We start from the raw sequence: 24,587 nt of genomic DNA on the forward strand, positions 1-24,587 counted from the left end.
AAAAATAATAAACTATGACGTAATGAATCATATACATCATATCTGCAAATCAGAGGAAGATACAAAAAAAGTTGCCGAACTTATCGGGCTAAAACTCAAAGCGGGTATGGTAATCTTCCTAAAAGGCGAGCTAGGTGCAGGAAAAACTACATTAGTGAGATATCTGCTAAAGTCTTTGGGGTATCAAGATAAAGTAAAGAGTCCAACTTACAATCTCGTCGAAACACATCAATTAAAAAAACTGACAGTACATCATTTTGACCTTTACCGTTTTGGGTGCCCAGAAGAATGGTTTAGCGGAGGGTTTGACGATTATTTAATGACAGATAATACGATTTCTATTATTGAGTGGCCTGAAAAAATTAGGGGTGTGAATATTAAACCAGATATAGAAATCAACATTTCAAATGAGCAACTTGATGTTAGAGTGATGGACGTTTATATCAAAGAAGAGGCTGATAATGCCATTATATAGAATTTGTTTTAGCTTTCTGTTAGCTTTTTTTGTAATAAATGTGTATGCGGATGTGCAAACTCGTGTGTGGCCATCCAATGAGTATACGAGGTTTACTATTGAATCAACTGACTACATAAAAAATGATCAATCAATTTTAAAAAACCCAGACCGGGTAGTTATTGATTTAAAAAATATTAATATAAACAATAGTTTAAAAGATTTACCTAAGGTTGATTTTAAAGAAAATTCATCTATTTTTGGAGTGCGTGTTGCACAATTTGACCCTGGTACCGTACGTATTGTAATTGATCTACGTCACGAGTCTAAGATTAAAATCTTTAGTTTGAAGCCTATTAAGTCATATGGCCATCGACTTGTTGTTGATGTCTATCATGAGGAAGATGAAATTGCACACTTGCTAAAACAATTACAAGCCAGGGAAGGTGATGATCAAAAAGACAATAAGCTCATGACTGAAGATAAAAACACTACTTTAACTACTAAAGAGATAGAGAAGCCGAAAGAAGAGCCGCCAAAAGAAACTGAGCAGGCTAAAATTATAGTTGCAATTGATGCCGGCCATGGTGGAGAAGATCCTGGCGCTAGAGGGTCTTCAGGCACCAAAGAAAAAGACATCACTCTCGCGATTGCGAAGAAATTGAAAAATGCTATTGATAAAGAGCCAAACATGCAAGGGGTTTTAATCCGTGACGGCGATTATTTTATCCCTCTTGCAAAAAGAGTCGCAAAAGCTAGAAAGCTTGAGGCTGATATTTTCGTTTCAATTCATGCAGATGCTTTCACTAAAAAATCTGTAAAAGGATCCTCCGTGTTTGCTTTATCCGAAAGAGGTGCTTCCAGTGCATTTGCTAAGTTTATTGCGAACAAAGAAAATGAGTCCGACTTGATTGGTGGGGTAAGTATTGATGATAAACACCCAGTTTTGGCGCAAACTTTACTCGATTTATCCTTAAGTGCGACGATCAATGATTCAATGAAATTAGGGCGGTATGTTTTAGATGAAATGGGCAAGGTGAATACACTACATAAAAAATATGTGGAGCAAGCTGGTTTTGCAGTTTTAAAAGCTCCAGATATTCCATCTATACTTGTCGAGACTGCTTTTATCAGTAATCCAAAAGAGGAAAAAAACCTTAGGTCAGAAAGCTTTCAAATCAAACTAGCTGAAAGTGTGGTAAAAGGTATCAAGACATACCTTAAAACAGGTGCCAATCTTGCATTTTTTATTGAGCCTGAACAGTGAAACAAATATTTTTAATGGGTCCAACGGCCTCGGGCAAAACTGGAATTGCAACAAGACTATTTCAAGAATTAAAGCTTCAGCTTGTAAGTGTCGATGCCACACAGATTTATTGTGACTGCAATATTGGATCGGCTAAATTACCAGTAGATGAATTAAAAAAATATCCTCATGAATTGGTAAATATTATTTCACCCTGCGATCATTTTTCAGTAGATCATTTTTTAAATCACTATCAGCAAATTTTAAATCAATTAAATGAGAAAGGATTAAGTCCACTATTGGTAGGTGGAACTATGATGTATTTCAATGCCATCCTGAGCCCTCTTGATGATATACCCAAATCGTCTCCGGAGGTTAGAAGGCATGTAGAGGAATTAGTAAATAATAATGGACTAGATTGGCTTGCAACTAAAGTAAAGGAAGTCGATTCACTGTCAAAGATTGCAAAGACTGATAAGCAAAGGTTGATGAGGTCTTATGAGGTATTTTTAATCTCCAATCAGCCTTTATCAAGCTTTTATAACACAACCCCTAAGCAAGATTCGATCCATGATAAAGATATCCTTAAAATTGCATTGATTCCCAATGACCGAAAAAAGCTTCATGATGCAATCTCACTTAGAACTCAAACCATGTTAGAAGAGGGTTTAGTGGGGGAAGTGAAAGAGTTATTTGTTAAATATCCTCAACTAAATTGGAATTCAAATTCTATGCGATCAATAGGCTACCGACAAGTTGGAATGTTTTTAAGGGGAGAGATAAAGCAAGAGGAGTTGTTCGATAAAATCTTGTTTGCCACGAGACAATTGGCAAAGCGACAAATCACTTGGCTCAGGTCAATGCAAGATATCCAAATTTACGATCCATTTGAAATTAATGTTTATCAAAAGATTAACGATACAGTAAAACAATTTATCAATTAAATGACGATGAAAAAAGAAGAGTTTTTAGGTTTAAGCTGTCTGCTTTATGGGACAGTGTTTTGGGGCCTCGTTTGGTATCCATACAGGCTGCTTGAACTAAATCAAATTTATCCGATATCTGCTAGCACTCTTACCTTTGTGGTTGCTAGTTTGTTTGCAGTGATTTTTATATTTCCTAAAAGATATGAGGATATTTTTTCAAATATAAATTCATTAGTGATTTTTGCTTTAGTAGGATGCGTCACCAATATTTCATATGTGATTGCTGTTGTTAATGGAGATGTTGTCAGATCCATGTTGCTTTTCTTTATGTCACCCCTGTGGACGATATTTTTAAGTTATTTTTTAATTCCCAAAGATACATTTCAAAAAAAAGATGTATACATTGCCTTAATGTCGATTACTGGCGGCTTTATTATCTTGTTTGATCTTAATTCATTTTTAATGAAAATAGAGTTCAGCGATTTTTTTGCCCTAATGGCTGGAATTTTCTTTGCTTGCACCAATGTATTAGCAAGAAAATTCAGCAAGATTCATTATCAATCAAAATCTTTTGCCATTTGGATTGGTGTAGCAGTTGGCGGAACATTATTAATATTAATAACCAATGATTTAAATGTCACTAATTTAATGAATTCAAATAGTCTAATATTGTTATTCATCATCGGGTTCCTTCTTTTTTGTTCGACGCTAATTATCCAATACGGTTTACCTAAAATTAATCCTGTTAAAGCAAGCCCTATTTTTACTTTTGAAATCATTGTTGCTGCATTGTCATCCTATTGGCTGGCAAGCGAAATATTGGCAATTAAGGATTTGGTTGGAGGCTTATTTATTATCCTTGCAATTTCTCTCTCTGCTCTGAAATAAAATTTAAATAAATTTCTTCGATATTTTTTATATATTCATCAGGCTGAAATAAGACATGCTTTTTATTATTGATTTTTATATTTAAATATTTTAAGTTCTGTTGGTTGTTATAGAAGAAAATAGCTTGTTTTTTGTAATCTTGGAGATTATCAAATACCAGCTCTTCAAAACAATCGATGGCATATAATAAACTTGCTCCAACTCTCGATTGCATTGCTTCACCAATATGCGTGATGGTAGGCTTATTTTGGTAGATTGCATCAGCTATGGTGGTATGTGCATTGTATGGATAACAATCTAAAAATAGGTCTACATGCTCAATTCTACCTATGTGCTCCTCAATAGGAGCATACTCAGCAATAATTATTCTGTTGTCATCTAGACCATTTTTTCTTACATATTCTTTAATATTTCTTTTTGAAATATCGTTTTGCAGCAGTATCCATAAGGATGACTTTGGGCATTCCTGGAGAATGTTTATCCAGACATCAAAGATATCTTTTGTAATTTTTAAATTCTGATTAAAACTGGCAAAGATAAAATGATCATCCGGGAGGTGGTATAAATCTCTTGATACTTTAATTGAAGGTCTTTTAAAATTATTGGGTTGGTAGGTCGGTTTTAAATTAATGATTTGTTCAGAAAAGAACTTTGTGTTTCTTTTATCAATAACAATTTCATCCGCAAATATGTAATCACACAATGGTTTGCCATTGAAACTTCCGAACGTTCCAGGATAGCCGAGCCAGTTAACTTGAATTGGAGCGGGGTGATATTTAAGGATATTGGTCCTGCTATTTTTTGTAAACCCTGATAAATCAACCAGAATATCAATATCTAAATCACTAATTTTTTGAACAAGCTCATGATCAGGCATGTTAAAGGTGTTGATAAAGTTTGTTGATAATTTTTTAAAAGATAAATACTCTTTTGATTTCTCTTCAACACCATTGAACAAAAAAAACAGCTCAAATTTGTCCTCATCATGAAATGACAGAGCATCATGTACCAAATAAAATAAAGGATGATTCCTTAGATCTGAGGACATGTAGGCAATTTTAGCCTTTCTGTCATTTATTTTAGTGGAGCGGTTATGCATTGCAGGTTCAAATGGTAATTTTTTATTCCACTGACAGGCGATTTTTAAGTATTGTTCATTAGAGAATCCTGGTAGGGTAAGCATAGGGAAGGGTGGAAAAGAAAAATTGTCATCCTTTAGTCGATTATGAATATCTTTCATTAGGGTATCAAACTCACTCCAGTCATTAATCTTTTGATTCAGATGAAGTAATTGGACTAAGGCATTGTCATTTTTTTTAAACTGATATGATTTCTCATAACATTTTTTTGCCTCACTTAAGTTATCTAGTTTTAGATAAGCATTCGCTAAATTGTTATACAGATCTTCATCGCCTCCACCCCCTTTGCTTTGAGCGGTTAAATAATGATTAATGGCAGCTATAATTTCATTGTTGGCTTGCAAAACATTGGCGTAATTATAAAAATGCCGCCAATTATTATTCTCATGATTTATTAGTTCTTCAAAATATAGCTTTGATTGTTGATAATTTCTTTTTATAAATGCCTCATTTCCAAGTTCATTGAGACAAAATGAAATTGATTCAGCAAGATGGTCATTGTCGCGAAAGACATGATATACCCTTCGAAAGTAACCCAGAGCCTCTTCAAAATCTCCAGCCAAAGCATAATAGTTACCAATTTCAGTTTGGATTGAAAGGTCCCGGGGTACTTTCTTGAGCTCTTTTTTTAATAGCTGTATAGCTTCATCGAATTTATTTTGTGATTCTAGGTCAGCAAGAATTTTGTTAAGATCATGCATAGTTAAAGCCAATTATATTTTTTTTATTATGTCCTTTGACAAGGTTTTGATATGGGTTTAAATAATTTAAAAATTTAGCATCAAGCTCATCAAGTTCGCCAGTCAGTATTTTTACTATAATCCTTGAAGCAAGCGGAGCTAAGGTAAAACCTTTGGAGCCATAAAAGCTATTTATTAAGATATTATCTCGCCAAATAAATTCCATTCCATTATGACTTTGCTTTACTTCTTTTAGCGCTTTACCCACGTATGGGATTCTCTGTTTTGTTGTAAAACGGGTCCCAGTCCATATTTGTTTTTTTGCATTTTGAATCTTTGATATATCATCGAACCAGGCTATTTTTTTTTCAAGAGACTTTTTCTCTTCATTCTCATCTATATCCTGAATATCTTTATTTTTATGGTAACTTGACCCACATATAAAAGTTTTATCATCAAAAATTATATATCCTTCTTGTGATAAATTTACCTTTTCTGATGATTGATAATTTCCTTGTAGGATTGATCCAGAGTACTGCTCACAATTAATTTTGTGGCCTAATAAGTTATTTATACTTTGAGGGTTACATAAGATAACGACATCATGATCGGCAATAACTTTTCCATTAACATCGATCAACCGATATCCTGAAGATTTTGATTGGATTTGCTTTATTTCAATTTCGGATTTCTTTATTTCTAGGCTGAGAATTCTTTCAGTATTAACCCAGCCGGCTGTCTTGTGAAAGATTGCATTTTGCTCACTCTTATGGCACATGACACTGATTTCTTCGGAAAGGAATGGGTTGTTTTGAACCGTTTTTTTCACTCTTTCATTCAAGTCTTCATTGTTAATAAAACGATAGAGTCCAGGAAAGGCGAAGGAGGTTCTGTCTAAGTATTTGGAATAAAATTCTTTGGCATACTCGATTGCATGAAAATGCAGTAAGTTGTGATTATATGAGGCAATGCCATATTTTGGATTAAGTGAAGCGTAGGGAGGTGAATTCTGTAGGTATTGTTTATCATCACTATATAATACAAAGTCAAATCCAGATTCTTTAAGTGCAACTGCCGAACAAATTCCTGCGATACCGCCACCAATTATTCCAACATTCAAATCAGCCATAACAAAACAACCAGCAATATTGTGGCGCCAAGAGTTTTTTTAAAATATTTATATTTAATTTTGCTAAATATTGTTAAATAAAGTTGAAATCGAATCCTCTCAAAATAGTTAAATTTGCTCGAATTCATGTATTCACTTATAAGATTTTTATAATTTATCAAACCGAAATTTATAATGTCATCTTGGTACTTAATCATTCTTCTAAATGCACGTGCTCTTGTAAAAACAAACAATGGCCATGGGTAGAAGTGAATATTAGTGATATCTATGAGAAATAATTTTTTATTATGAAGCAATATATTACCAAGATGCATCGCCCTAAAATATATGCCTTTTTTATGGATGTTGGAAATATAATTAGCCAGGTCGGTTATCATATCCATTGAAATTTTACGCCTCAAATCGCGATATGTTGTACCGGGAATGTATTTGTATGAGACACCAGATAATCTTTTGTTGTATTGAAAAACTAATTCATTAGTAATTTCAATTGATGGGATGTCATATTTTTTTAATTTGAGCGAATTCTTAATGATACGACTGGCGTAAGTATTGAAAAAACCACTGGATATGAGTCCTCTTACGTTAAAAATTTTAATTATTTCGTTTTTTTTATGAAAGGTCTTTCGGTGACCTAAATCATCGGCTTTCTCAATATATTTATTAAATTCCACATCATTTTTAAAGAAGATCTTTTTCATTTTGAGGTAAGCGGTTTAATGGTTTTGATAAAAGAATATGGAAATCATTAATAGCTCTTTCTTGGAAGCCGCCAGCACAATAAGAAAAATAATAGTTCCACATCTTCATGAATCTCTCGTCAAATCCAAGGCTAATAATCTTTTTGCTATTCTTATTAAAAGATTTTTGCCAGAGCGTGAGCGTTTTCGCATAGTGCACATTAATGTTTTCTAGATCAGAAATGATCAGGTCAGTATGTCTTGTAATAGTTGACTGGATAATATCAATTGAAGGAATACATGACCCTGGAAAGATATATTTTTGGATAAAATCTACAGTCTTGACGGCTTCGTTGTATCTTTGATCACGAATGGTAATTGCTTGAATTAATCCCATACCAGTCGGTTTCAGAAGAGAGCTTACCTGTTTAAAATATTCAGGGTAATAATGATGTCCAACAGCTTCTATCATCTCAATGGATACCAACTTATCAAACTGGCCGCTGAGATGTCTATAGTCTTTAAAGAGTAAGTTAATTTGTTTTGTTAACCCTTTTTTCTTAATTAACTCTTTGGCGAAATTATATTGCTGCCTTGATATGGTTGTTGTAGTTACCCTACAGCCAAACTTTTCAGCAGCATATATCGCAAAACCACCCCAGCCAGTTCCTATCTCGATGATATGATCAGTTCTTTTGAGTTGAAGTTTTTTGCAGATAATATCCAGTTTATTTAAGGATGCGTGGTGCAGTGATTGAGATTTATTTTTAAAGATAGCTGATGAATACATCATTGTTTCATCTAAAAATAATTTAAAAAAATCATTACTCAAATCATAATGTGCTGAAATATTTCTCTGGCTATTTTTTATAGAGTTTTTATTAAGATAATGAATTAACTTAAAGAGTGGCTTGATAAAGAAGTTAAATTTTGTTTCTAATTTTTCTGTTAATTGTTGATTTACAGCAAAAACACGAATGACATTAGTTAAATTTGGACTACTCCAGTATCCATTCATGTAAGCCTCACTCGCACCGATGGATCCACCAAAAACTATGTACTTATAAAAGGCCTGGTCTTCAACAGTGATTTCAGCCTTTAGAGATTCTCTATTTGAGCCAAAAACATGCTTTTGCTGACCATCCAGAATCACCAAATTTGCATGGTTCAAGAGTTTGAGATTCGAAAAAAGAAGTTTTTTTAGCATATTTATTTTGACGGGTGGGAATAGAATGGTGTTCTCTTCAACCAAAGTTTAAACGCATTCCAATATATCTTAAAAATGGTCTCAAGTGGAGATAGTGGATATTTAAACATATATGTAGCTAAACTAAGTCCTGTAATCGATCTTCTTTTTAATTTAAGGGTAGCATTAAATATTTTTTCACTATTGAGATTGTTGTTCATACTTATAACGATAACATCATTTGGTTTTGTAAATTGCCAGCTATATTTTATCTGCATAGGCATGAAAGGGGATATATGAAATTCCTTATCAAAGTTAAATGTATAGGTTATATCTTCTTGGTCGCATGGATGGATATATGCGAATCTTTCATTCCAGGGCGTATTATTGATGTCAGATATAATGGCCCTTAGGATAGAATCCTTGTAACAATAATAGAAACTGACAGGGTTGTAACACACACCAAACACACGAGGGGTTGTCAGTATAAAAATTTTGTTTATCCCCTTAATCTTTTTAGTTGCCAAAAAGTCAATTAAGTCATTTTTTAAGTGCCTTGATTTGCGGAAATAGTCTTTTTGTCTAAAGCAAACAATATTTGGACGATCAAAACTCCAGAGAAATGATCGCCGAAAAGTTAAGTTGACCTGATCAAGGTCAAGCATCAGCATCGAATACCTGTATGAGAATTTATTTTTTGTGGGCGCAATTCTATCGTGAGTGACCACGCCACTATAAATTCCCTGGTTCAATTATTTACCCCGCTAAATTTTATGGCATTCAACGCACTAACAACTCCATCCTCATGGAAACCATTTCCCCAGTAAGCTCCTGCAAAGGCAAAGTGGCCATTACATAATAACTTCTGCTTCTTTTGAGCTGCAAAAGTGTTTAGGTTAAATGTGGGGTGCTCATATGTTATTTTTTTTAAAATCTTTTTGTTGTTTATTTTATTATCAATATTTAAGCTAACCATTAAATCTGATTTTGTTTTGATGTTTTGCAAAATATTCATGTTGTAAGTGACCGTGACATCGCTAATAAGCTTCTTATTAACATGATAATTCCATGCCGCCCATGCTCTTTTATTATTTGGCATGAGTGATGAATCTCGGTGTAATAGGGTACTATTTTTTGCATAAGCAAATTGCCCAAGAATCTTTTTTTGTATGGATGTTGGCTTTTTGATTAATTTAAGCGCTTGGTCGGCATGACAGGCAAAAAAAACATGGTCGAATGAATAACTATTCATCTTTGTTTGTACAATACATTTCTTTCCATTCTTAACAATAGATTGGATATTTGCATTAAGAATAATTGAACCGTTAAGTTTTTTAATTATTTGATCCACGTACGTCTTAGACCCATTTTTAATGGTAAGCCATTGGGGGCGGTCGTTGACATTAATCATGCCATGATTATTTAAAAATCTTAAAAAAAATAGTAAGGAAAATTTTTTCACATCTTTAAAGCTGGAAGACCAAATGGCTGAGGTCATGGGTAATAAATAGTTGGTCATAAAATAATTTGAAAAGTTGTACGTGCTTAAAAATTCTTCGATAGTGATATTTTTGATTTGAGAGGCAGGCGTTTTGAGTAACTTTTTACCTAATCGATTAAATTTCAATATCTCCCATATCATTAACCAGAATCTAACATTAAAAATATTTTTTCTTTGACTGAATAGCGTATTAAAGTTATTGCCATTATATTCAAGCCCATTTAATTTAGATTGAACGCTAAAACTCATTGAGGATTTTTGAAATGGGACATCAAGCTCTTTAATTAATTTTAAAAAATTGGGATATGTTTTTTTATTAAAAACAATAAAACCAGAATCAACGTTAATTTTTTTATTGTCTATTTTTATAGAGTGAGTGTGCGTATGTCCACCAACTCGATTATCTTTTTCAAAAAGCGTAATTTGGTGTTTTTTGCCAAGATAATGAGCTAGAGTAAGACCTGAAATACCTGACCCTACTACTGCTATTTTCATTAGTTATGCTTTTGTCTAATTGCTTTACTAACTGTTCTTAAATTATAAACAATCCCTACAAAGGAAAGACATCTAAGTGCATAGTAAGTTAAATCTATTTCCCACCAATAAAACCCTTGTCTAATTGATCCAGGATAATGATGATGATTGTTATGCCAACCCTCGCCGAAAGTGAATAGGGCAACAAAAAAATTATTTTTACTTTCTTCTTTTGTATTGTATCGCTGAGTCCCCCATAGGTGAGCGATGGAATTGACAGCAAATGTGCAATGATAAACGAGGATTGTTGATAAACAGAAGCCCCAGATAACCATATGCAAACCACTGATACTTGAAGTTAGCGATAAATATTCTCCAATAAGGAATAAGGATAAAAGTAATAGGACAGGCGGTAACCAATCAAAGCGATCAATTAAAACCAATTCTTTAAATTTGATTAAGTCACGAACAACCTTGCGATCTGTTAAAAAGTTCTTCTTAGCCAAGAACCAACCCATATGGCTCCATAAAAAGTGATGTGTATGTGGTGAATGGTGGTCATTGTGCTTATCTGAATTTAAGTGATGTCGGCGGTGATGAGATGCCCACCAAATTGGACCTCGTTGTGCAGCTGTAGAACCAATGAAGGCAAAAATGAATTGCATGAATCTGGATGTTTTGAATGTTTTGTGAGAAAAATAACGATGATAAAACCCAGTAATAGCAAACATACGAATGACAAATAAAACCAAAGCAACCCAGACTAAAAACCATTCAAAATGAGTCCATAAGGCACCTAAAGCACCAATATGTATCAGAATGAAGGGGATAACCCTAAACCAGTCAATTGAGTCACCATCAATATTTTTTTGTTTTTGATAGAATTTCTCAGCGTAATTATTATCGAAAATTTTTAATATAAAATGTTTCATTAGTTATGAGGGACAAAACGTAACAAGTTTTTATCATAACCTAGTTCCGTGGTTTTTTTATAAATCCATTGTTTTTTTTCTGTCGATAATTCACTTGATCTTGACATAAACCATAGGTAATCTCTTTTATCTCTTGCTACAATTGTATTTTCATAACCTTCATCAATATAGGTAATGATATATTGTGCCTTTATAGGCCATATAAATTGCATCCCCCAAACGGCGTTATTTGTTTCTGGAATGACAAATCCTTTTGGTTTGTAGATTTTTTTTGGACCATCTAAGGCACCTTTATTAAAAGTAAAAGTAGTTTCAATCACCTGATCTGTTTTATTAAACGAGTAACTCTCGACAGCGTTAAACGCATTTTTTTCGATCAGTGCTGGGATGTGAGCCAATACGTACCAATCACCCATAAAATTATCTAATGAAATCTTTTCTACAGGCTCAATTTTTGGAAGATTGCTTGTTGCACAACCAGAGATTAGTATCATTAATATAAGAACAATTTTTTTCATAATAACTTTCGTAAATAAGGTCTTAACATGACCAAAGTGATGGCACCTAAAAAAGTTAGGATGCTTATAAGTTTGAATAAGTTCAAATTCAAGCTTTGAACTAGTGACGGAAGCAGTCCTGCAAAATAGCTAGCAATGGCAAAGGTCAAAAACCATAAACCGATCATTAAAGATTGTTTTTTTTTTGGCGCAACTTTTGTTACCATCGATAAGCTTGTTGGCGAGAGACACAACTCACCAACGGTATGAAAAAAATAAATTAGAATAATCCACGCAAAGTGAATGTTTTCCATATTTTGGATGAGTGTCAGAATTAGAAACCCGATACTCATGAATATCAAACCAAAACTCATTTTTTCGGGCGTATCTGTTTTAAAGTGTGAATCTACATAAAACCAGATTTTTGCGACAACAGCCCCTAAACATATAATAATAAGTGGGTTGATGGCAAGAAAGAAAGTTGTTGGTATAGTAAAATTCATAAAACTCTTATCTACTTTTGAGTCTGTAAAAAGTGTCAGTGATCCACCAGCTTGCTCAAAACCTACCCAGAAAATAATTGAAAATAGACCAAGGGTAAAAATGTAATATATTTTTTTTAAATCGTTTCTACTCAGCAAAAAAGATGTTTGCTTAACGAAAAATAATATGACCAAAAGACAAAGTAAAATCACTAACCATATTGGCGAATAGATGAAGAAAAAAATTAAAGTTATATTAAGAAATAAAAAAGTTTTAATCTTTCTGTAATTTATTTGATTTTTCAAAATCTCAATTTGGTTAATTTTTAAACAAAATATGATTAAGCCAATAAGCATACCTAAAGCAGCCATTAGAAAACCTAAATGCCAACTGTAAAACTCTCCTATAAAGCCAATTACTAGCGGTGCTAAGAATGCACCGATATTTATCCCAATATAAAAATAACTAAACCCCTCATCTCTTAACTTTTCTGGTTTTGATAAATATAAATTACCTAGCATGCTTGAAATATTTGGTTTAAAAAAACCATTCCCAGCAATCAAGAAGCCCAGTCCAATGAAAAATAGAGGCTCGAATGCGAGCAAGGCATGTCCGACCATCATCAAGGCCCCACCAATTAAAATAGCATTAATACTATTCGTGTATTTATCTGCAATATAGCCCCCTATAAGAGGGGTTAGATAGACCAATCCGGTATAGATGCCATAAATATGAAGCGCGTCGGTATCTGAGTAAGCCATTGCATTGACTAAATACAAAACTAGCAATGCGCGCATTCCATAAAAACTAAATCTCTCCCACATTTCAGTGAAAAAAAGTGTTCGAAGTAATCTTGGATGTTTCATGCAGTTATTGAAGAAGGCTTAAAAGATCATTCTCAAATTTTTTAGGCTCAAACTGTGAATCACTGTTTTTGAAATCAAAATGATCCTCAACTCGTTCGCCCATGGTCGTAATTTTGGCATTAGATAGATTGATATTGTATTTTTTTAATACAGCAGCAACCGATAATAATAATGCTTTTCTGTTCGAGGTTTTAATTTGCAGGTGGAATAGCCCATTATTATTGATTAGCTCAACAAAATCTTCAATTTGATGGAAATTAGCTTGTCTTGATTTTTTCATTAAGTTTTTAGAGATATTAATCTCATCTTGATTAAGATCCTGATTGATTTTATTCGTCAGATTTACTTCAATATACTGAAAAAAATCCTTAAACCTCAATGAGCTTTCATCTTCATATGTCACATGAAAGACATTTAGCGCATAATTGTGATTTGTTGTGAAAATTTTAGCTTGACTGATTTCACATGATATTTCGTTGAAAAAATGGCATGTTTTGTAAAAAATATCATTTTTATCTTTGGTATAGACCAACACTTCGATGCCTTGCCCACCTTTTTGATGCCTCACCCTGACAATTGTTTTGTCTGTGTTTGCGTGAGATAGAAGAAGTCTTGTGTGCCATGATATCTCTTGTGCCTCAAACTTTGTAAAGTATCCATCACCCATCAACGTCCAGTTTTTTTGATACATGAAAGGCTCAATTGAATATTTTATTAAATTATTCTGAATTTGCTTTACTCTTTGATTCACAAATTGCTCGTTAGTGACTTTATTTTGGAGGTATTTTGTTGTTGTTTGATGAAGGCTGTTTATTAATACAGATTTCCATTGATTCCACACTTTATGGCTTGTGCCTCGAATATCTGCAGTTGTTAATAGGAATATCAAATCAAGTCGCTCTTGATTTTGTACTTCATCTGCAAAGGATCGAATGACCGTGGGATCGGCAAGGTCTAGCTTCTGAGCAACATTTGACATTAACAGATGGTTTTTCACTAACCACGCAATCGTTTCCACCTCGAGTGCAGGTAGGTTAAACATGCGACCAAATTTGCAAACTTCTTTTTCACCTAAGCTTGAATGATCCCCGCCTCTTCCTTTGGCAATGTCATGAAAGAGACCTGCTAAATATAAAATTGAAGGATTTTTTAGTCTTTTGAATGCTTCGTATGATTCGGGTGATTCATGTTTAAGTGTGGCCTTGCTGTATCTTCTCAAGTTATCGATGACATTTAATGTGTGTTCATCTACCGTATAGATATGAAATAGATCATGCTGCATTTGCGAAATTATCTTTCCAAAAACAGGCAAAAACTTCCCTAAAATGTTATATCGATTTAGCAGCCTCAATGACCGATTTACTTTTTGTTTTTCTTTAAATATTTGCAAAAAATCTTTTTGTATATTTTCATCTGCACGATAGGGTTTATTGATAAGATTGGCTGTTGCTATGAAGCTGTTGATTAAATTTGGCCCAAAGCCTTCAATTGATGGATTACGTTGATAAAGATGAAAATATGTAAAGATTTTCTTTGAAATATCCATCTTTGTATTTTTGTTTAGCTCTAAGAGACCATTAGATAAATAAAGCTCAGAGAAGCCATCAACTTTTTTTTTGGTAAGGTTAAATTCAACCGTAAATTTTTTTGTAATAATTTCATTGAATAATATTATATAACGTATTGATTTATATAAACTATTCATTACATATTCACTTGCTTTCTTATCTGGTGAATTTTTAAATCCTAGATCTTTTGCAATCTTTGATTGATAATCAAAAAGCATCCGATCCTCTTGATGGCCAGTGATAATATGAAGAAAAATTCTTCTTTTAATTAATTTGTTGTAATGAAAGTTAATTAGGTTGAGTTGTTTTTTTGTAATCTCATTACTATTTAATAGCGTTTTGAGATTGTGGTCTCCATATTTTGCTGCACAAAGCCATCGAATGAAATGAATGTCTCTTAAGCAACCTCTAGATTCCTTTATATTTGGCTCTAATAGATATCCAGACTTGCTAAATTTTTGGTGTCTTAATGTCTGTTCTTTTACTTTTGCCAGGATAAATTTTTTAATATTTAATGTTTTTTTAAACTTTTTATTATATTTTTCATAAATGAAAGAATTTCCACAGATCAGCCTGGATTCTAAAAGGTTGGTAGCAATAGTTATATCTTTTATATCTTTTGGTATTTCATCAACTACTCTCTGACTGACGCCCAAATTAAAACCAAAATCCCAACATAACTGAATAAAATTTTCTAATATTTCATTATTTGTATTTATTGCATCAAGACCGCTGGAGATGATTGTTATGTCAATGTCGGAGGATGGATAAAGTTCTTTTCTGCCATATCCACCAACTGCAACAAGACAAAAGGATTCATTCAAATTTGCTAAAACCCATAATTGTTTGAGAACATCGTCACAAAGTTTAGCATTCTGCTCTAAAAAACTTGAACTGTTATGTTGTTTTAAAAATTGAGACTTAATTTGTTCAAATCGCGCGTCATATGATTTTTTTATGAGCCTAAAATCATGTTGTTTTGATTTCATAAAGCTCAATCAAGAAAGGGAGGGGGAGTTTGTTCGGATACAGTTAAAACTTCATATCCGTCTTTAGTAACTAAAATTGTGTGTTCCCATTGCGCTGATAATGATCGATCTTTCGTGACAACTGTCCAACCGTCAGGCATCATTCGGATATCTTTTTTACCTGCATTTACCATAGGTTCAATGGTGAATGTCATGCCTTCCTTTAATTCAAGCCCCGTACCTTTTTTGCCGTAGTGGAGCACCTGTGGTTCTTCATGAAAAACTTTCCCAATACCATGCCCACAAAACTCACGTACGATAGAAAATCCATGGCTTTCCGCAAACTGTTGTATTGAAAACCCTATATCGCCTAATGTTGAACCAGGCCTAACTTCTTGAATGCCTTTCCACATTGATTGATACGTGATGTCACAAAGCCTTTTTGCTTGAATTGAGGGCTCGCCAACAAAAAACATTCGACTGGTGTCACCATGATATCCATCTTTAATCACTGTGATGTCAATATTAACAATATCACCTTTTTTCAGCACTCTGTCACTTGGTATTCCATGGCATATTTGGTTATTAATCGATGTACAAATAGATTTTGGGTATGGTGCATGGCCGGGTGGTGCATAGTTTAGTGGTGCCGGGATTGTGTCTTGAACGTTAACCATGTAATCATAGCATAAACGATCAATTTCTTCAGTTGTAATTCCTGCTTGGACATGGGGAGTTATAAAGTCTAAAACTTCAGCAGCCAGTTTTCCGGCAACTCGCATATTGCGAATATCATCTTCATTTTTTATTGTGACCGACATGAATTTCCTATACTTACAATCTAAATTGTACTATAATTGCGTTTTTTAAAAATATGCACTTATGCCACCTAAGGTGCTAGTTCTCTAGTTTGGCGTGAGTGAAGTGATAACCTATAGGAGAATATCATGTCAGTTACAATGAGACAAATGCTTGAAGCTGGTGTACATTTCGGTCACCAAACACGTTACTGGAACCCAAAAATGGAATCATTTATTTTTGGTGAACGTAATAAAATTCATATCATCAATCTTGAAAAAACCCTTCCTCTTTTTGAAGAAGCTTCAAAATTTCTAAAAAATCTTGCTGCCAACAAAGGTAGAATTTTATTTGTTGGAACAAAACGTCAAGCAAGAGAAATCGTTAAAGAAGAAGCGGAAAGAGCTGGGTGTCCATATGTTAATCATAGATGGCTAGGTGGAATGTTGACAAACTTTAAGACTGTTAAACAATCAATCAAGCGCTTAAACGAATACGAAACAATGATTGCCGACGGCTCTTTAGATAAATTGAAAAAAAGAGAAGCCTTAACATTAAGACGTGATCATGAAAAACTGGTGCGATCAATCGGCGGGATCAAAGAAATGACGTCACTGCCAGATGCTATTTTTGTCATTGATGTTGGTTTTGAAAGTGGTGCTGTAGAGGAGGCAACAAAATTAGGTATACCTGTCGTAGGTATTGTTGATTCTAATAACTCTATTGAAAATATATCCTATGTGATTCCTGGCAATGATGATTCAAGTAGGGCTATTCGTCTTTATTCAAGGGGTATGGCTGATGCAGTATTAGCTGGTAAAAACCAAGCGATTACTGAACTGGCCAAGTCAATATCAGAAGAAGCTACTGAAGAAGAATAATTTTTAACTAAATATAAATTTTAATTTAAGGATATATAAATGGCTGAAATAACTGCTTCTCTTGTTAAAGAATTAAGAGAAATGACTGATGCACCGATGATGGATTGCAAAAAAGCTTTATCTGAAGTGGATGGAGACTTACAAAAGGCCGAAGAGCTTCTTCGTGTTAAGTTTGGTAATAAGGCCTCTAAAGTAAGTTCGAGAGTAGCTGCTGAAGGCTTAATTTCAATTGCTATTTCGAGCGATGGTAAACAAGGCGCTATATTAGAAACAAATTCAGAAACTGACTTTTGTGCCAAAAATGACGAATTTGTTAGTTTTACGCAAAAAGTTGCCAATGCAATTTTAGACTCAAAGCCGTCTGATATCGATGCACTTAAGACTGTATTAATAGATGGTACTTCTGTTGAAGAAACTCGTTCAAACCTTGTTGGAAAGATTGGTGAAAATATTTCACCAAGAAGATTTGTTACCGGAACCTCAAGCGGAAAATACCATTCATACCTTCACGGAGGTAAAATTGGTGTTCTATTAGATCTTGATGGTGGTGATGATGATTTAGGTAAAGATATTGCAATGCATATTGCTGCATCAAAACCTAAAGCACTTGATGAATCTGGCATATCTCAAGATCTTATTGATGCTGAAAAAAGGGTTGCGATTGAAAAGGCTAAGGAAGCTGGAAAGCCTGAAGAGATGTTGGATAAAATCGCAACAGGAACAGTTAATAAATTTTTAAAAGAAGTGACATTACTGAATCAAGCTTTTGTGAAAGATGACAAACAAACCATTAAGAATTTATTAGATTCAAAAGGAGCAAAAATTCACTCCTATACTCTTTTCGTGGTTGGTGAGGGAATTGAAAAAGTTGAGTCAGATTTTGCTGCAGAGGTAGCAGAAGCCTCGAAAATTTAATTTAATGAAAAAGGTTGCTTAGGCAACCTTTTTTTTTATGTCATAATTAAATCATGTTAAATAAGCCGATTAAGAGAGTTCTTTTAAAGCTATCAGGGGAGGCCTTGATGGGAGAAAATTCTTTTGGTATTTCACCAGATATTGTTAATCAGATTGTCATTGAAATAAAAAAAATTCTTGAGCAGAATATTCAACTCGCCATTGTAATTGGAGGTGGAAATATTTTTCGTGGAATCTCACTGGGCGATCAGGGTATGACTCGTGCCACAGGAGATTATATGGGCATGCTAGCTACAGTAATGAATTCGCTTGCACTAGAGGATGCTTTTAATAAAAATAACATCATTACTCGCGTTCAATCAGCAGTCAATGTTGAACAAATTGTTGAGCCTTATATCAGAGCTAAAGCTCTTCAATATCTCAGTGAAAATAAAGTTGTTATATTTTCTGGAGGAACCGGCAATCCTTTTTTTACTACTGATACCGCAGCTGCATTGAGAGCATCAGAAATTGATGCTGATATTATGATTAAAGCTACTAAGGTAAATGGTATTTATTCAGATGACCCTATAAAAAACCCAAATGCTATGAAGTTTGATCAAATTTCATTTGATGATGTTATAGACAAAAAACTTAAAGTTATGGATGCGACTGCCTTTACCCTCTGCAGGGAACAATCAATGCCGATAGGTGTTATAAACATATTTAAACAAGATTCCTTGTATAATTTCATTAATAAAAATTTCTCTGATGGAACATTGGTGACAAATTAGGATAGGTTATGGAAGAATTAAAGACAAAGATGGAAAAAACTATAGAAAGATTAAAAAATGATTTTTCTAAAATAAGAACAGGAAGAGCTCATACTGGTCTATTGGATCATTTATCTGTTGATTATTACGGAACAATAACCCCATTATCACAAATGGCTAATGTAACTTTGGGTGATAATGTAACTATAAACATTCAACCGTTTGACAAATCTCAAACAAGCGCTATAGAGAAGGTGATCAGAGACTCAGACTTAGGTCTTAATCCGGCAGTCAATGGAGACTTAATAAGAGTTCCGATGCCTCCATTAACGGAAGAAAGAAGGAAGGATTTAATTAAAGTTGTTAAATCTGAAGGAGAGAATGCCAAAATATCGATTCGTAATATAAGAAGAGATGGTAATGATGAGCTAAAAAAACAACTTAAAGAAAAGTTGATAAGTGAGGATGATGAAAAAAGAGATCAGGCAAAAATTCAAATCCTTACTGATGAATTTATTAAATCTATTGACAGCTTAATCACATCAAAAGAAAAAGATCTATTAGAGATTTAGGTTTTTATTTTGCAAAAAAATAACATTCCATATCATGTTGCCATTATTATGGATGGAAATGGGCGATGGGCAGAAAATAAGAATATGCCAAGAAGTATTGGACATGAGCATGGTTTGAAAACATTATCTAAAATTACTCAGAAAGTTTTTGAAGTTGGAGTAAAAAACCTTAGTGTTTATGCATTTAGCTCGGAAAATTGGAAACGACCAAAAAATGAGATAACACATTTGATGGCTCTATTTGAAAAGGCACTTGAGACTAACTTTCAATATATGGTGGATAATAAAATCAAATTTAATCTTCTAGGTAATATAAAAAAATTTCCACCATCGCTGCAAAAAAAAATTAGAAATCTTGAGGAAATTACACAAAAAAATAAAGACTTTAATTTTTACCTTGCTGCAAATTATGGATCAAAAGAAGAGCTTGCTTTTGCTGCAGAAACCTTAAGAAGTAGTTCAAGAAAAATAACCGAAAACATTTTTAAAAATGCCTTCTATACTCCTAATTTACCAGATGTTGATTTGCTAATAAGAACAGGAGGGGAGACAAGATTAAGTAATTTTCTTCTCTGGCAATCTGCATATGCTGAAATTTATTTTACAAAAACTTTATGGCCAGATTTTAAAACAACTCATCTTAATAAAGCATTAGAATTTTTTAGCAGAAAGATTAGAAGGTTTGGAAAAATTTATTAATTCTAATTTTGGTTTAAGGTTGGGGTCTGGTTTGTTATTGATTCTTGTTTTTGTTTACGCCCTTATATATAACGATTTTTTATTCTTATTAATGATGTTTATTGCTTCGGTGTTGGCATTTTTTGAATTGGTAAAAATGCAAGGGCTTAATTTAAAATTGATTTTCTTAAATATTTTTTTCTTTATCTTCTTATATCTTTTATCATCTCTCAATACTTACATTTTTATTTACATTATCTTTTTTTTATTTTGCTTTTTGTTCCCGCTAATTCCTTTTTTAAAAATAAAACAAATTTTTCTTAATATAACTCCAGCTTTTTACATTTCTTCTTTTTTTATTTCATTAATCATTTTAATGCCTGAACATAAATTACTTTTATTGCTTACATTCATTGGTATTTGGGCCGTTGATATTGGTGGTTATTTATTTGGAAAATTTTTTGGTAAGCATAAAATTTTTCCCATCACCAGTCCAAAGAAAACTTATGAGGGATTGTTAGGTTCATTGGTGTTGCTTTTACTTATTCAATCTACTGCATGGTATTTTTTTGAGATTTACTCCTTAATTGAATTTTTGGCGATTAGCTTTTTAACTTTTGTTGGTTCAATCTATGGTGATTATTTTGAATCATTTTTAAAACGTAAATACCATATAAAAGATAGTGGAAATCTAATACCTGGCCACGGTGGTTTATTAGATCGTCTAGATTCAGCAATTTATACAATTCCTTTGATTACAATTTTATGTTTAATGATAATAAATTAATAATTCTCGGTTCTACTGGAAGTATTGGTAAATCTACTCTAGAAGTAATCAAACATAATAAAGATATCTATGAGGTTATTTGTTTAACTGCCGATAGCAACACGATTGCTCTAGCTGAGCAAATCAATTTATTTAAACCCAAATATGCTTATTTAAATAATCATGAGCTAATTGATGATTTAAAATCAAGATTAAGTCACAATCAAACGAAAGTTTTAACCGATACATGTAAGTTGCATGATATTTTAAAATCTGATTTGTATAGCACATTGGTATCTGCCATGTCTGGCAGTACTGGTTTATTACTAACATTCTTTGCATTACAGTCAAGTAAAAAAGTTCTGTTAGCGAACAAAGAATCTCTTGTAATGGCTGGCGACTTGTTCTGTAAGTATAGAAAACACATTATCCCGATTGACAGTGAACATAATGCAATTTTTCAAGTAATTGGGAATTTGGATTCCCATGAAATTGATAAAATTACTCTAACAGCTTCTGGCGGTCCTTTTAGAGAATATCCACGATCCAAATTTGATTTAATTACTTTGGAAATGGCTCTAAAACACCCCAACTGGTCTATGGGAAGAAAAATTACCATTGATTCAGCCACTATGATGAATAAATGTTTAGAAATTATTGAAGCTTATTATTTGTTTAATCTACAACCAGATCAGATTGATGTCCTTGTCCATCCGGAATCTATTATTCATTCAATAGTAAATTACAAGGACGGCTCATCATTATGTCAATTTTCTGAGCCAAACATGCAAATACCTATATCTTTCGCTCTTGGTTACCCAAACAGAATTAATTCAGGTGTAAGTTCTTTGGACCTTTCAGCTGTAGGAAATTTAAATTTTTCAAAAGTCGACCATGATAAATTTCCATCTATAAATTATGCTTATAGGGCTTTAGCTGGGTCAGCAATGTCATGTTTAATAATTAACGCGGCAAATGAGTTAGCAGTTAATGCTTTTTTAGAAAAACAAATTAGCTTCTTGAGCATTTTTTCTATTATTGAAGACTCTTTTAGTATTTCTTTGAACAGCACATGCTCTAGTATTGATGAAATTTTAGATGCAGATATTCTTTGTAGACAGAAAATTAAACAAATAATTAAAAAATATTTATTTAATTAATGGTTAAATTTTTAAGTTATTGATTTAATTAAAACTTCTTTGAATATTTCTTTTTAACAGATATAATGCAAACAATAATTTATTTGATAAGAAAAAGATTGAAACATATATATAAATTTTTATTCGTTATTTTATTCTTGATATCTAATTTAATACATGCCCAAGTTATTAATGATATCAAAATCAAAGGTCTTCAGAGGGTTGAACCTGGTGTTATATTCGACAGCATTCCTTTCGATATCGGTGATGATGTTAGTGAAATTGATCCATCTGAAATCATTAAATTTATCTACAAGTCTGGTCAATTTCGAGATGTGTCTGTTGAGTTTGATTCTGGAGTTCTAACTGTTGTAGTTTCTGAAAAGCCTATAATTGCTAGTATTGAATTCAGAGGCAATCAATTAATTCAGGAAGATAAGCTTAGAGAAGGAATCCGTCAAGTTAATTTGTATGAAGGCGCTGTTTTCGATAAACAAGTGTTATCAAATTTAGAAAAAGATTTATCAAAAAGTTACAACTCCATGGGTAGGTACAATATATCTGTAAAAGCATCCTTTAGGCCACTGGAAAGAAACAGGGTAGCAATCAATGTTGATATCGATGAGGGAACTTTAACAAGAATCTCTAGTATATCAATAAACGGTTTAACTAAATTTTCTGAATCTGACTTACTAGGAATAATGGAGTTAAAAGCAACTAATCTGCTTTCGTGGTGGGAAAAAGATGATAGATATTCCAAATCATCGCTATCCGCCGATTTGGAAAAAATTAAAAGTTTTTATTTGGACAGAGGTTATTTAAATTTTAAAATTGTTTCAACAGATGTATCGATTACTCCAAACAAGAAAAGATTAGCAATAACCATAGATGTTGATGAAGGTGATAAATATTCATTCGGGGACATTTCTATCTCTGGAAGCATAAATGAGTTCTCAGAAGCAGATCTAAAATCAAACATCACTATAAAGAAAGATAAGGTATTCAGTTCGAAAGAAGTTAACAATTCCTCAAATAATATCAGTAATTATCTTGGGAATTTTGGTTATGCCTTTGCCAATGTCAATCCAATTTCAAAGATTGATGAGGAAAATAAACAAGTTTCGTATGATTTTTTTGTTGATACGGGCAATAAAATTTATGTTCGTAATATAAATTTTATCGGTAATACAAGAACTAAAGATAAAGTTTTAAGAAGAGAGATGAGGCAATTTGAATCTTCATGGTATGACGAATCCAAAGTTGCAAGATCAAAATTTAGACTAACTAGGCTTCAGTACTTTAGTGCCGTTGATGTTGATACGGCAGTTGTTCCGGGAAACACAGACCAGGTCGATTTAAATGTGAATGTTACTGAACGAAATACCGGAAAAATTATGGTGGGAGCAGGTGTGAGTTCTGCTGAAGGTTTAATGGGTTCTTTTAACATCAGTCAAAGAAACTTTGCGGGAAGTGGAAACACTGTTGCTCTAGGCGTAAGTACAGGTCGAATTAACAGAACATATTCTCTGTCTTATACGGATCCATATTACACAGAGGATGGGGTTTCTAGAGGTTTTCAGATCTACCGAAGAGACCGAAATACAGCGAAACTACGAGGTATTGGCACCTATAATACTTACTCATATGGTGGAGGCGTTAATTTTGGAATTCCATTAAGTGAAAAAGATTTTTTAAATTTTGGTGCGACGTTAGATTTTACAGAATTAGAACTAACAGAAAGATCACCAACTTTATATAAAGATTATTGTAATAAGGCTTCATCTACTGGTGACGTTGATTGTACGGCCAACTCTGTTGCTTTTGATGTTGGCCTTACTACAGACACCAGAGATAACGTATTAATTCCAACTGAAGGCATGATGACAAAATATTCAGCAACGGTGACTGCGCCAGTTCTAGACTTGCAGTACTACAGGTTACAGGCTCAAACAGAATTCTACAAACCGCTTGATCAGGCTAAGAAATTTACGCTTAAATTAAGAGGCTCTTTAGGCTATGCGGATGACTATGGAGGCGAAGAGTTCCCGTTCTTTAAAAACTTCTACATGGGTGGGGTGAGGTCTGTAAGGGGATACAGAACCAGTTCCATCGGCCCAAAATATAAAAACACTACTAACGGTCAATACTATACTACCGGCGGTAATAAATCAGTGCTTGTTAGTGCTGAGTTGTTTTTCCCAGTTCCTGGGTTAAAGAAAAATGATGCTTTTAGGTTAAGCACATTCTTTGACGCTGGCGGCGTTTTCTCTGATAACGAATCTCTTACAGTAGCTGAAGATTATTCTCAAGGTGAGATGCGTTACTCAGTAGGTCTTGGTGTTCAATGGAACTCACCTTTTGGCCCGCTTCAGGTCTCGATAGCTGAGCCACTGAATGATGACAATAAAGATAGAACTCAGAGATTCCAGTTCGGCATGGGTTCAACATTTTAAATTTTTTTAGGAGGAT

The 24,587-nt window shown here is 33.3% G+C and carries 22 protein-coding genes and 1 pseudogene; 12 read left to right on the forward strand and 11 right to left on the reverse strand.

What is annotated here, in order from left to right; all coding sequences use genetic code 11:
• Nucleotides 1–22: 22 nt before the first annotated feature.
• From tsaE to QFA95_RS03315, 4 genes are read left to right on the forward strand one after another with little or no spacing between them, the layout of a single operon-like run.
• A complete protein-coding gene (tsaE, locus tag QFA95_RS03300) occupies nucleotides 23–475 on the forward strand; it encodes a tRNA (adenosine(37)-N6)-threonylcarbamoyltransferase complex ATPase subunit type 1 TsaE (RefSeq protein ID WP_486463408.1) in 453 nt (150 codons plus the stop codon).
• A complete protein-coding gene (locus QFA95_RS03305) occupies nucleotides 462–1,721 on the forward strand; it encodes an N-acetylmuramoyl-L-alanine amidase (protein WP_486463409.1) in 1,260 nt (419 codons plus the stop codon). Before tsaE ends, QFA95_RS03305 begins: the two co-directional genes overlap by 14 nt.
• Nucleotides 1,718–2,644: a tRNA (adenosine(37)-N6)-dimethylallyltransferase MiaA gene (miaA, locus tag QFA95_RS03310; RefSeq protein ID WP_486463410.1), complete on the forward strand. Its 927-nt coding sequence runs from the start codon at nucleotides 1,718–1,720 to the stop codon at nucleotides 2,642–2,644. The genes QFA95_RS03305 and miaA overlap by 4 nt, the downstream gene beginning before the upstream one ends.
• Nucleotides 2,645–3,514, forward strand: a complete 870-nt coding sequence (locus QFA95_RS03315; RefSeq protein ID WP_486463411.1) for a DMT family transporter — start codon at nucleotides 2,645–2,647, stop codon at nucleotides 3,512–3,514.
• On the opposite strand, the gene QFA95_RS03320 is transcribed toward QFA95_RS03315, so the two are convergent.
• From QFA95_RS03320 to map, 11 genes and pseudogenes are all read right to left on the reverse strand, one after another.
• Complete coding sequence (locus QFA95_RS03320; protein ID WP_486463412.1) at nucleotides 3,480–5,366, reverse strand: O-linked N-acetylglucosamine transferase, SPINDLY family protein; 1,887 nt, start codon at nucleotides 5,364–5,366, stop codon at nucleotides 3,480–3,482. The genes QFA95_RS03315 and QFA95_RS03320 overlap by 35 nt on opposite strands.
• Nucleotides 5,347–6,462, reverse strand: a complete 1,116-nt coding sequence (locus QFA95_RS03325) for an FAD-dependent oxidoreductase (RefSeq protein WP_486463413.1) — start codon at nucleotides 6,460–6,462, stop codon at nucleotides 5,347–5,349. The genes QFA95_RS03320 and QFA95_RS03325 overlap by 20 nt, the downstream gene beginning before the upstream one ends.
• Entirely contained in the window at nucleotides 6,450–7,163 is a 714-nt protein-coding gene (locus QFA95_RS03330) for a hypothetical protein (RefSeq protein ID WP_486463414.1), read from the reverse strand. Before QFA95_RS03330 ends, QFA95_RS03325 begins: the two co-directional genes overlap by 13 nt.
• Nucleotides 7,144–8,349: a class I SAM-dependent methyltransferase gene (locus QFA95_RS03335; protein WP_486463415.1), complete on the reverse strand. Its 1,206-nt coding sequence runs from the start codon at nucleotides 8,347–8,349 to the stop codon at nucleotides 7,144–7,146. Before QFA95_RS03335 ends, QFA95_RS03330 begins: the two co-directional genes overlap by 20 nt.
• Before the next feature lie 2 nt (nucleotides 8,350–8,351).
• Nucleotides 8,352–9,080 carry a DUF1365 domain-containing protein gene (locus tag QFA95_RS03340; protein ID WP_486463416.1) on the reverse strand — a complete coding sequence of 243 codons (729 nt, stop codon included), beginning with the start codon at nucleotides 9,078–9,080 and terminating at the stop codon, nucleotides 8,352–8,354.
• Nucleotides 9,077–10,324, reverse strand: a complete 1,248-nt coding sequence (locus QFA95_RS03345; protein ID WP_486463417.1) for an NAD(P)/FAD-dependent oxidoreductase — start codon at nucleotides 10,322–10,324, stop codon at nucleotides 9,077–9,079. Before QFA95_RS03345 ends, QFA95_RS03340 begins: the two co-directional genes overlap by 4 nt.
• Nucleotides 10,324–11,235, reverse strand: coding sequence for an acyl-CoA desaturase (locus QFA95_RS03350; protein WP_486463418.1), 912 nt, complete (start codon nucleotides 11,233–11,235; stop codon nucleotides 10,324–10,326). The genes QFA95_RS03345 and QFA95_RS03350 overlap by 1 nt, the downstream gene beginning before the upstream one ends.
• Nucleotides 11,235–11,753 (reverse strand): lipocalin family protein, encoded by a 519-nt coding sequence (locus QFA95_RS03355; protein ID WP_486463419.1) that lies wholly within the window; start codon nucleotides 11,751–11,753, stop codon nucleotides 11,235–11,237. The genes QFA95_RS03350 and QFA95_RS03355 overlap by 1 nt, the downstream gene beginning before the upstream one ends.
• The gene (locus tag QFA95_RS03360) at nucleotides 11,750–13,081 is read right to left on the reverse strand and encodes a peptide MFS transporter (protein ID WP_486463420.1); all 1,332 of its coding nucleotides are present in this window, start codon (nucleotides 13,079–13,081) and stop codon (nucleotides 11,750–11,752) included. Before QFA95_RS03360 ends, QFA95_RS03355 begins: the two co-directional genes overlap by 4 nt.
• A gap of 4 nt (nucleotides 13,082–13,085) precedes the next feature.
• Nucleotides 13,086–15,638, reverse strand: a complete 2,553-nt coding sequence (gene glnD / locus QFA95_RS03365) for a [protein-PII] uridylyltransferase (protein ID WP_486463421.1) — start codon at nucleotides 15,636–15,638, stop codon at nucleotides 13,086–13,088.
• A gap of 5 nt (nucleotides 15,639–15,643) precedes the next feature.
• Nucleotides 15,644–16,441: pseudogene (gene map, locus QFA95_RS03370) on the reverse strand (type I methionyl aminopeptidase); the annotation flags it as partial.
• Between the two features lie 123 nt (nucleotides 16,442–16,564).
• On the opposite strand from map, the gene rpsB reads away from it, so the two are divergent.
• From rpsB to bamA, 8 genes are all read left to right on the forward strand, one after another.
• A complete protein-coding gene (gene rpsB, locus QFA95_RS03375; RefSeq protein WP_486463422.1) occupies nucleotides 16,565–17,296 on the forward strand; it encodes a 30S ribosomal protein S2 in 732 nt (243 codons plus the stop codon).
• A 39-nt stretch (nucleotides 17,297–17,335) separates the two neighbouring features.
• The gene (gene tsf, locus QFA95_RS03380; protein ID WP_486463423.1) at nucleotides 17,336–18,211 is read left to right on the forward strand and encodes a translation elongation factor Ts; all 876 of its coding nucleotides are present in this window, start codon (nucleotides 17,336–17,338) and stop codon (nucleotides 18,209–18,211) included.
• 53 nt (nucleotides 18,212–18,264) lie between these two features.
• Nucleotides 18,265–18,984, forward strand: a complete 720-nt coding sequence (gene pyrH, locus QFA95_RS03385; RefSeq protein ID WP_486463424.1) for a UMP kinase — start codon at nucleotides 18,265–18,267, stop codon at nucleotides 18,982–18,984.
• An 8-nt stretch (nucleotides 18,985–18,992) separates the two neighbouring features.
• Nucleotides 18,993–19,535 (forward strand): ribosome recycling factor, encoded by a 543-nt coding sequence (frr, locus tag QFA95_RS03390; RefSeq protein ID WP_486463425.1) that lies wholly within the window; start codon nucleotides 18,993–18,995, stop codon nucleotides 19,533–19,535.
• Between the two features lie 9 nt (nucleotides 19,536–19,544).
• A complete protein-coding gene (gene uppS / locus QFA95_RS03395; RefSeq protein ID WP_486463426.1) occupies nucleotides 19,545–20,234 on the forward strand; it encodes a polyprenyl diphosphate synthase in 690 nt (229 codons plus the stop codon).
• A 37-nt stretch (nucleotides 20,235–20,271) separates the two neighbouring features.
• Nucleotides 20,272–21,000 carry a phosphatidate cytidylyltransferase gene (locus QFA95_RS03400; protein WP_486463446.1) on the forward strand — a complete coding sequence of 243 codons (729 nt, stop codon included), beginning with the start codon at nucleotides 20,272–20,274 and terminating at the stop codon, nucleotides 20,998–21,000.
• Nucleotides 20,979–22,139, forward strand: coding sequence for a 1-deoxy-D-xylulose-5-phosphate reductoisomerase (gene dxr, locus QFA95_RS03405; RefSeq protein WP_486463427.1), 1,161 nt, complete (start codon nucleotides 20,979–20,981; stop codon nucleotides 22,137–22,139). Before QFA95_RS03400 ends, dxr begins: the two co-directional genes overlap by 22 nt.
• A 65-nt stretch (nucleotides 22,140–22,204) precedes the next feature.
• Entirely contained in the window at nucleotides 22,205–24,571 is a 2,367-nt protein-coding gene (gene bamA, locus QFA95_RS03410) for an outer membrane protein assembly factor BamA (RefSeq protein ID WP_486463428.1), read from the forward strand.
• The last annotated feature ends 16 nt before the right edge of the window (nucleotides 24,572–24,587 follow it).

The organism is Candidatus Methylolitoribacter marinus, from assembly GCF_051853155.1.
Taxonomy (GTDB): Bacteria; Pseudomonadota; Gammaproteobacteria; order Burkholderiales; family Methylophilaceae; genus BACL14.